Here is a 15,709-nt window from a genome sequence, read left to right as displayed (position 1 = left end):
TGTAACTGGCTTTTATTATGGAAAACAGAATGAACCTGCTAGCTAAACTAAGAATAGACCCATTTTTACTTATCATGATAGGCGTTGTAATTATTGCTAGCCTTTTTCCTTGTGAAGGGGAAATAAAAACGGGCTTTCAATACCTAACAACTGCCGCAATCGCATTGTTGTTCTTTATGCATGGTGCAAAGTTATCAAGGGAATCAATAGTGGCAGGTATAGGCCATTGGCGTCTGCACCTGTTAGTTTTTGCGAGCACGTTTATTTTATTTCCTATTGTAGGATTAGGGCTCGCTGTCATCGTTCCTGAATGGATGTCACCCACTGTCTATATGGGGTTTTTGTACCTTTGTGCATTACCTGCGACGGTACAGTCCGCGATTGCCTTTACTTCCGTTGCAGGTGGTAATATAGCGGCGGCGATTTGTAGCGCTTCAGCATCCAGTATTCTTGGCGTATTCCTTTCTCCTATTTTAGTCGGTGCTTTAATGGATGCAGATGGTAGCCAGGCGGTCGATACGCTTAATGCAATTGGCTCAATATTATTACAGTTAATGTTACCATTTGTAGTAGGGCACTTAGCGCGACCTTTAATTGTTAATTGGATTAATCGCCACCGTAAATTAGTCAATATAACTGACCGTTCCTCTATACTATTAGTTGTTTATGTTGCATTTAGTGAAGCTGTCGTTGAGGGAATATGGCAGAAAATCGACGCATTTTCTTTACTGATGATAGTGGTTGTCACTTGTGTCATTTTATTTATTGTCATAGTGGTTAACACATTAGCCGCACGCTTGCTTGGTTTTAGTAAAGAAGATGAGATTACTATTGTATTTTGTGGGTCTAAAAAAAGTTTAGCTAATGGGGTTCCAATGGCTAATGTATTGTTTCCTGCGGCAACGGTAGGGGTGATCTTACTTCCTTTAATGATTTTCCACCAAATTCAGCTGATGGTTAGTGCTGTATTGGCTCAGCGTTACGCTAAACGGTTATTAACTAAATAATATATTATTGACTTGAGGATATGGCACCACCTCAAGTCAATGCTGTTTACTTTTATTCTATTTTAGTTACAACATACTGTGGGTGTTTTTTTATAAAGAACATACATTAACTCTGTGCTAATTAATGGCTTACTAGGGAAAAAGGGCGGGTCAAAATGCAGTGAGTGGAATGGATGAGGGCACCCAGTGTGATGCCCTTTAGTTTTTATCGTTTAGCTGCTTTTTCTGACAGTGCATTTTTCTCATTTGTGGATAAAAATGCGATAGCAAGGCCATTACGTTGAGCTTGCTCGATTTCAGCAGCGGTCAAGCCTGCTTGTGGTGCTGCGACTTCATATTCATAACGTAACTCAATTCCTTGCACTGCTGGGTCATCAGTATTTATTGATGCTAATACCCCATGCTGTAAAAAGGCCTTTAACGGGTGTTTAGCTAATGATGAGACAGTGCTAGTTTGGATATTGGAAGTTAAGCAACTTTCCATACCGATTTGGTGCTTCACTAAATAATCAATTAGAGCGGGGTCTTCAATTGCTTTTACACCATGGCCAATTCGTTGCGCACCTAATACATTAATTGCATGCCAAATACTCTCTGCTCCCGCAGCCTCACCTGCATGAACGGTAATATTTAAACCTGCATCTCTGGCTTTTATGAAGTGAGACTCAAATAATTCCCCTGGAAAACCAAGTTCATCTCCAGCGAGGTCTAAAGCACACAAATGATGGCGATTAGCTAAAAGCCCTTGTAATTCAGTAGAGCAAGCATGCTGCCCAAACGTGCGACTTAAAATTCCGATCAAATTAATTTTGATTTCAAATTGTTTGCAACCTGCTTGTACACCATCAATAATCGCTTCCACGACACCTTCGACAGGTAAGTGGTGCTTCATCGCCATGTAGTAAGGTGAAAAACGAAGCTCTGCATAATCAATCCCCGCATTAAACGCATCTTCTACATTTTCAAATGCAACACGGCGGCAGGCATCTAAATCAGCGAGTACTGAAACCCCCCAATCTAATTTTGACAAAAAACCGACTAAATCAGCTTCCTGTCCTATAATTTGTACATGAGGGCGTAATGCCTCAAGTTCTGTTGCGGGTAATTGAATATGGTGCTGTTCAGCTAGTGAAAGAATAGTTTCCGGTCGGATATTACCATCAAGGTGACGGTGTAAGTCGGTTAAAGGGAGACGGGTATTTATCACGGGATGATCCTTTATCTGTTTTCTTTCCTTATTTTGGCCGTTATTTAGCTAAAAGCAATTGTAAATCACGTAAAATGTGAAACATGATAAAAAATTACATTTAATTTGTGATGTACGTCACCGAAATGTTGGTGATAAAAAAAACGCCAGTCATAATTGACTAGCGTTTTTTCTATTAGCTTGAGTTTGATTAGTTAGCAGGTGTTCCAGCTTGTGGTGCTAACTCAGGCTCATTACCAATTTCTGGTGCGATTTCCGCACCTGGAGCTGGTTGAGCGTCATATTCTAACTCGTCTTCAGGTCCAGACATGATTTTCATCTTAGTCAAGAACTCAGCTAAGGTGTATTTATCATTGTTGAATGTCAGGTCGTTACCAGCGAATTTGATCGTCATTGTTAAATCATTTTCGCTATCAATCATCCAAGGTGATTTTTTCTGTTTAGCTTTTTCAGCGCGTTCTTCATCGGTCATAAACATTTCTTCAAACGGGGAAGAGAACATATCCGAAGTCAACATTTGCTGTACACCTGCAAATTCAGATGTCACCATACCTTTCATTTCTTTTTTAGTTTCAGCATCAACTGGAACGCCTTGGTCTAAAATCATGGCTTGTGTCATGGATTCAATTACCATTGGCTTATTCAGCTTCAGGTTAAAATCAAAAGAAGAAATCAATTGTTTGAATGCTTCATCAACTTTATTAGACATTGCCAACGCGGTGATTTCGTCTTGGTTCCATTTATTGAAAGTGACATTTAAGTCAACAGAGCTTTGGCCAGCTTCATTTTTCCAATATAGCGGGCTAACTGTGAATACAGGTTTGCTTTTCATTAGCTCAGGCAATGTGGTTGACATCATTTCCATGGCTAAACGTTCAGTAGCTTCTGATGGGTCACCAGTTGCTAAACCTTCTGCTAAGGCTTTGTTGTATTGTTCTACAAATTTACCTAATGCTTTAGCATCTAGTTTTTCAATTGCAACAGTGACTTGGCCTGAACCTAAATTTTGTTCTAATGCTTTAATGTCACCAATACTGTAAGAAATGTTGCCTTTAACATCTTCACCGTTGATAGAAGTATCACTGGCGATTTTAAAATCTTTAAATGAGAATTTTGTTTCTGGGATATTGAAGTCTGTATCTGCAATCACAAATTCTTGTGTTCCTGTGTAGAAACCATATTGTGATTTTTTGACATTAGAAACTAATTTTAACCCTTTAACGGTCATTGTTTCTGATTTATCTGCTTTACCCATCACAAAGTTATCAGTGATTATTGATGCATCGACAGACTCTAAGTCTGCTGTAGTTGAAACATCAAATTTAGAGCCGCTAAACGATAGCGAAATATCATCTTTGCTATATTCAACTGGGATAAGCTCTAAGTTAGTATCGATACTTTTGCTATAACCAATGACAGCAGAACCATTAACAAACGGCTTTCCTTTGGTTGCTTCAAAAAGCTCTTTAGTTGTTGCATTATTTGCTAATTCTATTTGAGTAGCAGCCAGTTTTGGCAACAAATTAAACTTAGCAACTTGTGATAATGGGAATGGGCCATGATCAATATTTGTCTTAAATATGATAGAATCATCAGGTGTTACTGAATCAGCTGAAGTAATTACGATGTCAGCTTTAGAAGAGAAAACGCCTTTTTCATAGTTTTCTACTTTGAAATTCAAACCTGCTTCAGGCACATTTACAGCAAAAAAATCGTTGGTTTTGAGGATCACTCTGTCAAGTTCATCTTTTACTTTTGAACCTGTATACCACGATGCACCCGTCCATACAGCGCCCAGAGCTACAATAACACCAACCGCGACTAATGACTTTTTCATTATAAACATCCATCCTTTCAGTACGTTATAAACGTACTTATAAAATTATATAAGTTTTAAATAACCGTTTTTTAACAAAATAAACGGTTAAATACAGAATATGACACTACTTATTAAAAACTCGGGCAAGCTTACCATTGCCGTTAATGGTAATACTTTTCTCATAAGCAGGTAGAAAAACAGACTCACCAGAATCTATGCATATTTCTTCATTACCTGAACGGAAAACTAACTGACCTTCAATACAAAATAAAATTGAGGCTGTATCGTTAGATAGAGTAACCTCCGAGTTGTTTATAGAATATATATTAAATGAAAAATCTTCTACTGGAATATTATATTTCCAGATATTTCCAGATTTTTCGGGGATACTTAATAAATCCTTTGCTGACGTAGGGTTAAAGTCAATATTCGCAATCAGTTCAGGGACATCTATGTGTTTATTTGTTAACCCTGCACGCAGAACATTATCTGAATTAGCCATGACCTCTAATCCAACCCCTTCTAAATAAGCATGCGGTGTTCTTGCATATAAAAACATCGCTTCACCGGGTTGCAGTTCAACAACATTAAGAAGAAGTGGGGTAAATAAACCATTATCTTCAGGGTATAAACTTGCCATTTGCTTTATTGAGTTCCACGGTTCACCTTGGCGACTATTTAAAGCCGCTTTTAGTACTCCAAGTGCGAGCTCTTTTTGTTCACCTGTTAAATTAAGAATTTGTGCAAATAGGCGTGATAGCTTTTCTTCTGTTGGGTCTTGAACAAATAGTTGGATGTCCGGATGAGCCGCTGAAACAAAATCAAGCAATTGTGCTATTTCATTCAATGGACGAAATGCATTCATTGCTTTAAAAGGTGTTAAGGCATAAATTAATTCTGGTTTATGGTTATCATCTTTATAGTTGCGAATAGGTGAGTCTACTGGAATACCCGCTGCATTCTCTTTAGCGAACCCGACCTCAGCATAGGTTTTGTTGGGATGTACTTGTACTGACAGCGGTTGAGCAGCGCACAGTACCTTAAACAAGTACGGTAATCGATGATAAGTTTGTGCAATATGCGAACCCAAATAATATTCAGGGGCACTCTCAATCAAGGTGTTAAGGGGAACAGTTTGATTTTTTTGCGCATCGAGAACTTCTGAGCTCGCTTTGGGGTGAGCCCCCATCCAAAGCTCAGCCATTGGTAGGTGGTTAGGGTTAGGGAGCCCATATAGCTTAGTTAGGGCCGTTTTACTACCCCAATCATAATTTTGGACTTTGTTTATCATTTTAAGCATAGCAAAATTCTCTTTTTTATAAAAATCAACTCATTTCCTTTTCATTACAGTACAATAAGCTCGACTAAGTCTCATAAATGAAATTCAATTTGTGGCATTATACTGCTCGGTTATTTGCTTACCTGCAAGCAGATGATTCTAAAATCAATTATTCTGTATATGTACCTAAGGAGATAGTAATGGCAGCCACTCGCATTGAAAAAGACTCAATGGGACCTATTGAAGTACCTGCTGACCACTTGTGGGGCGCGCAAACGCAGCGTTCTTTAGAACATTTCCGTATATCTGTAGAAAAAATGCCTGTCGCGTTAATCCACGCACTCGCTATCACAAAAAAAGCCGCCGCTAGTGTAAATATGGATCTAGGATTATTAGCCAAAGAGCGTGGCGATGCAATCATTGCTGCTGCTGATGAAGTATTAGCTGGCAAACACCCTACAGAGTTCCCACTGGCTATATGGCAAACGGGTTCTGGTACGCAAAGTAACATGAACATGAATGAGGTATTAGCTAACCGTGGTAGCGAAATCCTCGGTGGCCAGCGTGGTAATGATCGCCTTATTCACCCAAATGACGATGTTAATAAAAGCCAAAGTTCAAATGATGTTTTCCCAACAGCCATGCATGTCGCTGCGGTGGTTGCTATTCGCGAACACCTACTACCTGAACTAAAAGTTTTACACAAAACTTTAGATGCAAAAGCAAAAGAATTCAAAGATATCGTCAAAATTGGTCGTACCCACTTACAAGATGCAACCCCATTGACGTTAGGCCAAGAAATTTCTGGCTGGGCTGCAATGTTAGCACACAATGAAAAACATATTGAGAATTCAATACCTCATGTTTGTGAACTTGCTCTGGGTGGTACTGCTGTCGGTACAGGGTTGAATACTCATCCTGAATACGCAGTTCGTGTTGCGAAAAAAATTGCCGAATTAACGGGTCAGCCATTTATCACTGCACCTAATAAATTTGAAGCTTTGGCAACGTGTGACAGTTTAGTTCATGCTCATGGTGCACTGAAAGGCTTAGCGGCTTCATTAATGAAAATTGCGAATGATGTTAGGTGGTTAGCATCAGGTCCTCGTTGTGGCATTGGTGAAATTGCGATACCAGAGAACGAACCAGGCAGTTCAATCATGCCAGGGAAAGTTAACCCTACACAGTGTGAAGCATTAACAATGCTATGTGCGCAAGTGATGGGAAATGATGTTGCAGTTAATATTGGTGGCGCATCAGGCAATTTCGAGCTTAACGTTTTTCGCCCAATGGTAATTGATAACTTCTTACAATCTGTCCGTTTATTAGCTGATGGTATGCGTAGTTTCAATGAACATTGTGCTATTGGTATTGAACCAAATCGTGAGCGCATTGAAAAATTACTGCATGAATCATTGATGTTAGTAACCGCTTTAAATACCCATATTGGTTATGATAAAGCCGCTGAAATTGCTAAGAAAGCTCATAAAGAAGGGTTAACACTAAAACAATCAGCATTGAAATTAAATTATCTGACAGAAGAACAGTTTGATGAATGGGTTCGCCCAGAAGACATGGTTGGAAGCATGAAGTCATAAACTTTATGGCTTGCTAATATCATGTAATAAACTGAGGAAACACCCATATTGGTAACAATTGGGTGTTTTTTAACGTTCTATATATAAATTTAAACGTGGGATTAATAATTCTACTGGCTTAGCTTTTGGCCGGTTACGTAGTGGGATATTATCTACATGGTAATCGTGTAATTCACCAACTTTTATTTCGGCAACTGTTTTCTCTAGGGCAAAAACAAATAAGGGGGTAGAGCAAGCAAATTGGGTTTGTTTTTGTTGAGAACTATCCCAGACTCGCGCTATCGGCTGAACCTTTACAGGGCGTTGAGTTTTTAAAATCGCATCATGGGGTAACGAGTAGATCAATTGAATATCGCTTTCTATTTGTAATTGCCAATGTTCTTTAGGGATATGTAAAGGGCAGCGACCACTTTCTAAACTTGCTTGTAAACGGCTTAATACGGTTTCTTTGGTCACTTTATTGATGATTTTTTTATTGGCCCATCCAAAATTAATGGTATCAATATCGACTAGAGAGGTGAGGGTGCGATAGGTATTTAATGTTAATAACCCATGAAGGCTTTCTCTAATAAATTCAAAACGTTGAGTTTCATTTATTTGTGTAACGATTGTTTTTATCTGTACTTTTAATTCATTAATCTTTGATATTAACGCATTAAATTCCCGATATGTTTTTAATTCAGTTTGGATACAGATAACACCAGGTAGACGGATAGCCGATTTATTGCTAATTTCTTCAGATTTATTATGGATAAACAGTAGGTTAATTAACTTAATTGTTGCTTCAATAGCGCTATGACTAGTTAATTTTTGAACTGGAATATGGCTAATCTCGTTATTTTCTTCACCTTTGATTATATTAGGTAAAATAAACGTACTTGCTACAAATGGGACGAGTTGAGCTTGTTCTAATAATAAATGACTAAGTTGTTTTATTTCAATCTCTAAGTTATTGAAAGTGTCGATAAGTTTTTGTCTAGGGTTCATTTTTAGTTACAACATTCTGTTTGTGATAAATAAAATGTAGCATTAACAATCATTATTAGCAATTTTTTAGCCAGACTACGGGGGATTTTAGCGAAACTTAACGTTAGCGGGCAGGGGAACTGGTAGCTTTTTCTCTTCATTGGTACTTCAGGATGAGTATTCACCCCTGTACCGATAGCAGTACCATCGATATCTTTTCGATATAGGCTTTGGAATACGCCATTATCCTCGAATAAAATTCAGTAAATTATATATTAAATTGAAAGTGTTAATGTCTTAATTATGGAAATATTAAACATTATAAATGATGTAATACTCACTCAATTTTAAAAGGTAAGGTATGCTGACTATCCCACCGCTGATCCAACCGTTTGTTGACCTTTTTCAAAAAAATACAACTACACAAGCTAATTACCAATACCTTGGTACCATTCAACATATTCAAGATGCTTTACCCGAAGGGGCAACACCAAGTCATCTTCGTTGTGCTTTACAAGGGGAAGGCGTTTTATCTAGTTACAGTACTAATAATGAGAATAATTATTTATGTTCTGTGAATGCGCAAACCGCTATACAATAAAAATAATCAGACTGGAGCCGTTATTCATTTTGACCATAATATAATAAGTTTGATAGACCAAGCAGTTACAGCAACTTTATCACAAATAGCTCCTCAGAATAATAGCGATGTTGTATCAACGCTTACGGGAGGAATTTGGCTTATGGGTGGGGATAACATTGGTGAGCCGGTAAAAAAGGTATTAAACAATCATGGGGTAAATTCATCTAGGGAACAATGGGCGATTTCATCGTGTATACCACATAACTATGGGGTTGTATTGAACTTACAAGATGGAAGTATTAACGCTTTTGAACAACCAATTCACTCAGTTATGCAATTTATTAATCCGTTATTAGCAGAAGCTGAGCATGCTAATAATTTTAATAGTTATTTGAGACCAGAAGTACGTCGAACCAAAGACTTTATGGAACGTTTTCGATTACCCGCAATAAGTGAAAGAGAAAGTGGATTAACATTTACTGAAGGTACAAGGAGTAGCAAGGTAACGGTGGATGATGTTAATAAATACCATTTCAATATACATAACATATAGTATTGAAATGGTTTTAGATATAAATATACAGTTTAGCCTATTACTCAATTTTTGTTATATGAAAAACATTAATCCAATGATAAATCAATAACTTGATAGAATGCCTTTGACGTATCGTCTATCGTCCAAACAGCAAGAACAACCTGATATCCTGTTTGTTCTTGAGGCAACACACAGTTGTGTTTGACTGTGTTATCGGGGGTTTCTATACGGTGAAATTCGCAAAAAGGGGTTAATTCAAATTGAGCACGAGATAAGGGAATATTGGGCTCCCAATCGGGTTTAGTCATAAAATATTCCCATTTGGTCGTTTTATGTTTTGCAGTTAAATACCATTCAAATTCTACATTACGGGTCTTCAGGGGAACAGTCTTCCATCGCTCCGTTGTTTGTACATCGAGCGGTGAAAACTGAGAAAGGCCAGCGCTAGCAATTTCACCATCAGCAGGGCCTTGTTGTGGGAAACCTTTTGGACCTTCTAGTGACTGAGGTTCATATTGAATTTGACCACAATTGGTGTTTACTTCTTTGCGACACAAATACGAACGGCTTTCTGGAGACTTTACATATCCGTGGGGGTAGGCCAAAAAACTGCAGAAAAAAAGGATAGGTACAAGTAGTAATTGTTGTTTCATAGAATTTCCTCGTCATTAATAGAAGAACTATCATCACTAACAACGAGGAGGATCGAAATTTCAACCTTTATTAAATACTAAGATAATTAATCATAACATCCTAATTTCAAACGATAGGCGATGATAATACCGATAAGTAATATTCCAGCAATAAATAAAGCAACACCGTTCCATCCAAAATAAGTCCAAAATACTCCACCTAAGGTGCCTGCAATACTTGAACCGGCATAATAACTAAAAAGATACATCGATGATGCTTGGCCGCGAGCCCGTTTCGCTCTTCGCCCAACCCAACTGCTTGCAACTGAATGTGCTGCAAAAAAGCCCGCCGTTAATACCGTCATACCAGATAGGATCACCCAAATATTTGGGTGTAATGTTAACAATATACCCACTAACATCATACAAATTGCAGAGATTAGTACACTACCTAAACCATATTTTTGTGTGAGACTACCAGTTTTAGTTGCGCTATATGTTCCCGTTAAATAAATGACAGAAAGAAGGCCTACAGTGGATTGTGAGAAATAGTAGGGGGCGTCAAGCAAGCGGTAACCAATATAGTTGTACATTGTCACAAAACCACCCATCAGTACAAAGCCTTCTACAAAGAGCCAAGGCAAACCCCGGTCCCTAAAGTGTAGGTGTAAGTTTACCCATAAATTTTTAGGTTTTAATGAGCTTGCACGGAAATGTTGAGATGGAGGTAATAACCGCCAAAAGCCAATTGCAGCGATCAACGCTAATGTCCCTAAAAGAACAACAGCGACCCGCCATGAATAATAATCTGAAATTACCCCAGTCATTAACCGCCCACTCATACCGCCAATAGAGTTACCGCTAATGTATAACCCCATGGAGAGCGCAACATAACTCGGGTGAATTTCTTCACTTAAATAAGTCATTGCAACGGCTGCGACTCCGCTAAGTGATAGCCCAACCAATGCTCTAGCTATCAAAATACCATTCCAGCTTTGCATTACAGAGCTTAATAAGGTAAATAGTGCAGCACACATCAGTGCAATGACCATGACGTTTTTTCTACCAATGGCATCTGAAATTGGCCCTGTAATTAATAGACCTAGAGCCATTAAACCTGTACTGAGTGATAGCGACAAACTCGCAGTTGCAGGAGAAACATTAAAATCCTCAGACAACATTGGTAAGATAGGTTGAACAAAATATAACAGCGCGAATGTAGCGAACCCAACAGTAAAGAAAGATAAAGTGACACGTAAATATAGAGCATCATCTCTTTGAATATAATGCTTTTTAGGTTCGGTATGGGCAGGGGCGTCCGTTTTTTTCCCTTTGGCTGGTTGCTCAGAAGTCAGACTATTTGATGAATGTTCCATATGTATTCCTTGTCATACCAACTGGTTTGATTTCGATCAAAGAATAGAAATTTTTCAGTTTTTTGTCTAATATATTAATTATACACAATAATACTTTAAAGATATCAAATGAACTATGAGCATAGAACTTCGACACCTTAGATACTTTATTGCTGTCGCCGAGGAACTACACTTTGGCCGAGCAGCAGAGCGGTTGCATATGTCACAACCACCTTTAAGCCAACAAATACAAATACTTGAAGAAAAAATCCATGCGAAATTATTAGAAAGAAATAATCGTAACGTCGCATTAACACCTGCGGGAACGATGTTCTTGAAAGAAGCCTATCAAATTTTGGCTCAGGTTAATGCTGCGGCGACTAAAGCAGCGCGAATGGAAAAAGGCGAACTTGGCGAATTATCTATTGGGTTTACTTCCACCACACCCTTTATGCATAAGGTTACAATGAGTTTACGTCAGTATCGGGAGTCTTATCCTGAAGTTTCTATTCATATGCATCAGATGAATACTAAGCAGCAGATAGCTCCTTTAATTACTGGCCGTATCGATTTCGGTATTATGCGAAATACAGGGTTACCAGAGCAATTAGATTACAAATTATTATTCAAAGAACCTTTTATGGTGGCGGTTTATGAAGGACACCCATTGCTCGAATATGCTGATGTCGGCATTGATATAGAACAACTTGCTAATTACCCATTAGTTTTTTTCGAGCGCGATGTCGGGACTGCATTATACGATGAGATAAACCAGCTATTGACTTCTGCTGGTGTCGTACCAAAAATTTCTCAAGAAGCAGGTGAGGCAATGACTATTTTAGGCCTCGTCTCTGCAGGGATGGGGATTTCAATTATTACTGAGTCGTTTACACGTATGAAAGTTGATGGTGTGAAATATATAAAACTCGCTAATATTAATGCTTCATCTGAGGTTTGGTTAGTTTACAATACGCGTAGAACCTTACCTGCTGCGGCTAAAAAGTTAACCAACCTGTTAATGTCTAATATTGTTGGTGAATAAGTGTGATTAACATCACACTTATGCTGTATGCGAAATCATTAATATGCAGATTAAGGCATAATAACTAATTGCTTTATAAAGGATTTCAATTATTGCCATGGTGAATCAAACGGGTCATATTGACCAGATAAACAATTAAATACGGGGATCGTATATCGAATAATTGATCAACATGGTCCTATTTCGCGTATTGCATTATCTAAACAATCACAACTTGCCCCAGCCAGTATCACTAAAATCACGCGTGAACTCATGGATGCTCATATAATAAAAGAGTTAGAGTTTCCTGTTCTCGGGTTGCGTGGTCGCCCAGCAGTAGGCTTAGTCGTTGAAAGTGAAGGGTGGCAGTTTTTAGCAATCCGTATACAAGACAAGAAAATCACTATTTCACTAAAGGAAATTAACGCTACAACATTAGCTCAAACAGAATATCCTTTTAAACCTATTAATAATGATCAATTTATAAATAAATTATCTGAATTAATTAGTCATTTTTTTGCGAGCCACCAGAGTATATTAGAAAGAGTTACAGCAATAAGCATTCTGTCTGATGGCGTCTTAGATCCTTATACTGGCGTTATCCATCACCATGCTCACTTTAATATTAACCAATTAGCTATTGGCGAATACTTAACTGAACATACAGGGCTACCTATTTATTTACATCCATCAGTGGATGCTTTGGCATTAAAAGATTATTTTTCCCATTTGGCAAAACGAAAAGCAAAAAACATTATTTATCTTCAACTACAAGATGTTGTCAATATTACAGTTCTAAACCATGGTATAACGTTAGATGCTAATACTCAGCGCCCCAATTTATTTGCTCATACCCAGTATAAAAAAACGCAAAACATCCCCTGTTATTGTGGAGGTGTTGGTTGCTTAGAAACACACACATCCCTACCTGCAATATTGCAACAAGCAAATAACTTACTCTGTAATTATTCAGACTCTTACTTGCAACATAATATTATTTCTATTGATAGCATTTGTAGCGGCGTAAAATTAGGCGATACTCTTTGCATTCAACTTATCGACAATATTGCGCAGTTATTGGCAAAACCATTAGCTTTAATGGTCAATGTACTCGGAACCGAATTAATCTTAATCAATTCGCCTATTAATCAAATCTCAGAATTATTTTTTGATAAACTTCATCATTACATCGACCAGCAGTCAATTCCTCTTTACTCATCAAAAATAACAATAGAAAAATCCACGTTAAGTGTTAGTGATAGTGAATCATCATTAATACAACGTGCTTTATATGATGGTTCGCTATTGATGCAGTTATTACAAGGTTAAATTAATTCGATAATCTTTACATTATCCCACACAAAATTGAGCTAACGCAAACTTATCACTTTCCCATTCCAATAAACTGAATCCATATCATTTTTGCAGCTTATTGCTGTGTAAGTCTGTCACTTCAGGATAGAAAAAGACCATGATCAATCTATTTATTACCGGGACAGATACAGATGTCGGGAAGACAGTATCGACGCTTGCCATATTGCAGGCACTAAATGGCCAGGGAATTAAAGCCGTCGGATATAAACCCATCGCGGATCAATGCATTGATACGCCAGAGGGGATAAGAAACAAAGATGCATTATTAATCCAAAGTGTATCTAAAGACCTTGTTTCCTATGATGAAGTCAATCCAGTGCGGATCAGCGATAATTATAGTCACGAAAACAGTATTGATTTCAATCAAATCAAACAAGGCTTAGAGCATTTACACAGCCAATGTGACATGGTTGTCATTGAAGGTAATGGAGGATGGCGATATCTTCTTGATGATAATACGTTTTATGCAGATTGGCTAAAAGGGCAACCAGTAGGTGTTATTCTTGTTGTAGGTATTCAACATGGCTGTGTTAACCATGCCTTGTTAACTGCGGAAGCGATTAGAGCTGACGGACTACCTTTGGTTGGTTGGATGGCAAATCGCATTAACCCTGGGCTCGCACATTACGCTCAAATCATTGAAAGATTACAACACCACATTAAGGCCCCACTAATTGGTGAGATACCCTATCTATTGCGCCCTGAAGAGAAAGAACTTGGGCATTATCTAGATGTGGAAAAACTTCAACAATTTATTGCTATACCCGCCTAACTCGCAAAATAAATAAAGGGCGCGTAAAAATATCGCGCCCTTTATTTTAGCCATTAGAAATCAATCAATGACGTGTATAAATAATTTTATACGAATCATTTTGGCAGTGCCCAACAACTTGCCCTTTAGATGAATCGACCTCATCATTAGGGACTGCGACTAAACTAAAATTGTCAGCAGGTACGCCGTTATTGATGATTTTCTGCTTGATCTCTTCAATTACGCTTTCACATGAAGCTTGTGCAAAAACCGGTGCTAGCGTTAATACTAATAATGGAACTAATAATTTCTTTTGCATTATACCTCCTTGGTAATCAATCCATAAAACAGCAAGCTAGAAATTATGGATTGATTGGACGGCCTGTACTGACATCAAGACAGCGCTTGGTGCTAGGTTCCCAATAAGCATTCAGATTAAGGCTTTTTTCACATTTATCTTTTGCATCAAAAGCGGCATCTATCTTATCAAATTCTTTTTCAGTACGAGTATTGACTTTATTACGTAGCATACGGGTATTATCCCATTGCTCTTTTTCCTGACGCGCTTGCTCTTTGTTAAGGGAATCATCACCTTTACCAACAGAAACACATGTGCTTCCGGCGGTACAGGATGTGGTTGCTTGTGCTGCCAAAGAGGATGTTACCCAAAATAAAGGGAGACAAAAACAAAACGCAGTTAAGCCAGTTTTCAAAGTTTTATGTGGGCTCATGTAAAAATTCCTTACTTGAGTAGGGGCAATAACCAAAGTATAGCCAAAAGTATATGATTGCGTCAGTATAGAATAGTACTAAAAATCAAAGTTGTTTATGTACGGTTAAACCTGCAAAGGTTTGGCATACTGGCATCAATTCAAGTGTATTCACATTCATATGTGCAGGTAATGTTGCCACCCAATAAACCGTTTCAGCGATATCTTCAGGCGTCAAGGCTTCTGCACCTTGGTACGTATTAGCGGCTTTATCATCATCACCTTTAAAACGAATATTGGAAAACTCTGTTCCACCCACTAAGCCTGGTTCTATATCAGTAACCCGGATCTTTTTGCCTTGAAGGTCAGCACGTAGACCTAAAGAAAATTGTTTTACGAAGGCTTTAGTTGCGCCGTATACATTACCGCCTTTATAAGGCCAGCTCGCAGCCGTTGAACCGATGTTAATGATATGACCATGATTATTAGCGACCATACCTTGTAGTACCTCATAAGTCATATTAACTAAACCTTTAGTATTGGTATTAATCATAATTTCCCAATCATCAGGGTTAGCATCAAAAGCAGGTTCTAAACCGAGCGCTAAACCAGCATTGTTAACTAGTACATCAATATTTTTGAGATGAGCAGGCAAACTTGCAACAGCTGATTGAATTGCTTTTCTATCTTGGACATCCAAAGTTAATGGGTAAAATTTTTCACCTAGTTCCTGATGTAGCGCTTCTAAACGTTCTGTTCTACGGCCCGTTCCAATAACGGTATAATTATGTTGAATAAATTTGCGAGCTATAGACTCACCAAAGCCCGATGAAGCACCTGTTACTAATATAATCATGAGAACCTCAAATTGT

16 protein-coding genes are annotated in these 15,709 nt (G+C 38.1%); 7 read left to right on the top strand and 9 right to left on the bottom strand.

What is annotated here, in order from left to right; translation table 11 throughout:
• Positions 1-29: 29 nt before the first annotated feature.
• Positions 30-1,007, top strand: a complete 978-nt coding sequence (locus tag RB151_RS11495; protein ID WP_042843702.1) for a bile acid:sodium symporter family protein — start codon at positions 30-32, stop codon at positions 1,005-1,007.
• A gap of 205 nt (positions 1,008-1,212) precedes the next feature.
• Here the strand turns inward: RB151_RS11495 and add are convergent, their stop codons facing one another.
• From add to manA, 3 genes are all read right to left on the bottom strand, one after another.
• Complete coding sequence (gene add / locus RB151_RS11490) at positions 1,213-2,214, bottom strand: adenosine deaminase (protein ID WP_042843703.1); 1,002 nt, start codon at positions 2,212-2,214, stop codon at positions 1,213-1,215.
• A gap of 190 nt (positions 2,215-2,404) precedes the next feature.
• Positions 2,405-4,051, bottom strand: a complete 1,647-nt coding sequence (locus RB151_RS11485; RefSeq protein WP_071548118.1) for a YdgA family protein — start codon at positions 4,049-4,051, stop codon at positions 2,405-2,407.
• Positions 4,052-4,157: 106 nt separating this feature from the next.
• Entirely contained in the window at positions 4,158-5,333 is a 1,176-nt protein-coding gene (gene manA / locus RB151_RS11480) for a mannose-6-phosphate isomerase (RefSeq protein WP_042843705.1), read from the bottom strand.
• A 179-nt stretch (positions 5,334-5,512) separates the two neighbouring features.
• Here manA and fumC point away from each other — a divergent pair, with 179 nt between their 5' ends.
• Positions 5,513-6,910: a class II fumarate hydratase gene (gene fumC, locus RB151_RS11475; RefSeq protein WP_042843706.1), complete on the top strand. Its 1,398-nt coding sequence runs from the start codon at positions 5,513-5,515 to the stop codon at positions 6,908-6,910.
• Between the two features lie 69 nt (positions 6,911-6,979).
• Here the strand turns inward: fumC and tus are convergent, their stop codons facing one another.
• Positions 6,980-7,897, bottom strand: a complete 918-nt coding sequence (gene tus / locus RB151_RS11470) for a DNA replication terminus site-binding protein (RefSeq protein WP_071548117.1) — start codon at positions 7,895-7,897, stop codon at positions 6,980-6,982.
• A gap of 340 nt (positions 7,898-8,237) precedes the next feature.
• Here tus and RB151_RS11465 point away from each other — a divergent pair, with 340 nt between their 5' ends.
• Both RB151_RS11465 and RB151_RS11460 read left to right on the top strand, forming a co-directional pair.
• Positions 8,238-8,477 (top strand): hypothetical protein, encoded by a 240-nt coding sequence (locus RB151_RS11465; RefSeq protein ID WP_071548116.1) that lies wholly within the window; start codon positions 8,238-8,240, stop codon positions 8,475-8,477.
• Positions 8,455-9,012 (top strand): hypothetical protein, encoded by a 558-nt coding sequence (locus tag RB151_RS11460; protein ID WP_071548115.1) that lies wholly within the window; start codon positions 8,455-8,457, stop codon positions 9,010-9,012. The genes RB151_RS11465 and RB151_RS11460 overlap by 23 nt, the downstream gene beginning before the upstream one ends.
• A 68-nt stretch (positions 9,013-9,080) precedes the next feature.
• Here RB151_RS11460 and RB151_RS11455 read toward each other — a convergent pair whose 3' ends face one another.
• Together RB151_RS11455 and RB151_RS11450 are read right to left on the bottom strand one after the other, a co-directional pair.
• Positions 9,081-9,647 (bottom strand): lytic polysaccharide monooxygenase, encoded by a 567-nt coding sequence (locus RB151_RS11455; protein ID WP_071548114.1) that lies wholly within the window; start codon positions 9,645-9,647, stop codon positions 9,081-9,083.
• An 86-nt stretch (positions 9,648-9,733) separates the two neighbouring features.
• Complete coding sequence (locus RB151_RS11450; protein WP_042843712.1) at positions 9,734-11,002, bottom strand: MFS transporter; 1,269 nt, start codon at positions 11,000-11,002, stop codon at positions 9,734-9,736.
• A gap of 115 nt (positions 11,003-11,117) precedes the next feature.
• Between RB151_RS11450 and RB151_RS11445 the strand changes: the two genes are divergently transcribed.
• The 3 genes from RB151_RS11445 (at position 11,118) to bioD (ending at position 14,148) form a co-directional block, all read left to right on the top strand.
• The gene (locus tag RB151_RS11445; protein WP_042843713.1) at positions 11,118-12,023 is read left to right on the top strand and encodes a LysR family transcriptional regulator; all 906 of its coding nucleotides are present in this window, start codon (positions 11,118-11,120) and stop codon (positions 12,021-12,023) included.
• A 252-nt stretch (positions 12,024-12,275) separates the two neighbouring features.
• Positions 12,276-13,331 carry an ROK family protein gene (locus RB151_RS11440; protein WP_237071436.1) on the top strand — a complete coding sequence of 352 codons (1,056 nt, stop codon included), beginning with the start codon at positions 12,276-12,278 and terminating at the stop codon, positions 13,329-13,331.
• A gap of 142 nt (positions 13,332-13,473) precedes the next feature.
• A complete protein-coding gene (bioD, locus tag RB151_RS11435) occupies positions 13,474-14,148 on the top strand; it encodes a dethiobiotin synthase (RefSeq protein WP_048607224.1) in 675 nt (224 codons plus the stop codon).
• A 64-nt stretch (positions 14,149-14,212) separates the two neighbouring features.
• Here bioD and RB151_RS11430 read toward each other — a convergent pair whose 3' ends face one another.
• From RB151_RS11430 to ydfG, 3 genes are all read right to left on the bottom strand, one after another.
• Positions 14,213-14,446 carry a DUF1161 domain-containing protein gene (locus RB151_RS11430; RefSeq protein ID WP_042843716.1) on the bottom strand — a complete coding sequence of 78 codons (234 nt, stop codon included), beginning with the start codon at positions 14,444-14,446 and terminating at the stop codon, positions 14,213-14,215.
• Positions 14,447-14,489: 43 nt separating this feature from the next.
• The gene (locus RB151_RS11425) at positions 14,490-14,858 is read right to left on the bottom strand and encodes a DUF1283 family protein (protein ID WP_042843717.1); all 369 of its coding nucleotides are present in this window, start codon (positions 14,856-14,858) and stop codon (positions 14,490-14,492) included.
• An 85-nt stretch (positions 14,859-14,943) separates the two neighbouring features.
• Complete coding sequence (gene ydfG / locus RB151_RS11420; protein WP_042843718.1) at positions 14,944-15,693, bottom strand: bifunctional NADP-dependent 3-hydroxy acid dehydrogenase/3-hydroxypropionate dehydrogenase YdfG; 750 nt, start codon at positions 15,691-15,693, stop codon at positions 14,944-14,946.
• Positions 15,694-15,709 lie beyond the last annotated feature (16 nt).

The sequence above is a fragment of the Providencia rettgeri genome, assembly GCF_001874625.1.
Classification (GTDB): Bacteria; Pseudomonadota; Gammaproteobacteria; order Enterobacterales; family Enterobacteriaceae; genus Providencia; species Providencia huashanensis.
The sequence above is the reverse complement of the archived record's forward strand: the minus strand, read 5'-3'. Positions and strand labels throughout refer to the sequence as shown.